Source organism: Corallococcus praedator, from assembly GCF_003612125.1.
Taxonomy (GTDB): Bacteria; Myxococcota; Myxococcia; order Myxococcales; family Myxococcaceae; genus Corallococcus; species Corallococcus praedator.
Window position 1 is genome coordinate 1 of sequence record NZ_RAWI01001459.1, and the last position, 384, is coordinate 384.

At 63.5% G+C, this 384-nt stretch carries 1 pseudogene; it reads left to right on the top strand.

The features are described 5' to 3' along the window. Positions 1-384 (top strand): annotated as a pseudogene (locus D7Y13_RS44890) (DNA polymerase III subunit alpha); the annotation flags it as partial.

A 384-nucleotide genomic window follows, 5' to 3' on the forward strand; every position in this document is an offset into this window, starting at 1 on the left:
GGCCACGCATCCGGTGCAGTTCATGACGCCGGACGATTTCACGGCCCACGAAGCGCGCACCTGCATTGCAGAGGGCGAACTGCTTGCCAATCCGCGCCGCGCCCGTCGTTTCACGACCGAACAGTATTTCAAGACGCAGGACGAGATGTGCGCGCTGTTTGCCGACATCCCGTCCGCGCTGGCCAACTCGGTGCAGATCGCGCAGCGCTGCAACCTCAAGCTGGAACTGGGCAAGCCCAAGCTGCCGCTGTTCCCGACGCCCGATGGCATGTCGCTGGATGACTACCTCGTCCAGCTCGCCAAGGAAGGGCTGGAAAAGCGCATGGAAGTGCTGTTTCCCGACGAGGCGGTGCGCGAATCCAAGCGCGCTGAGTACTACGCCCG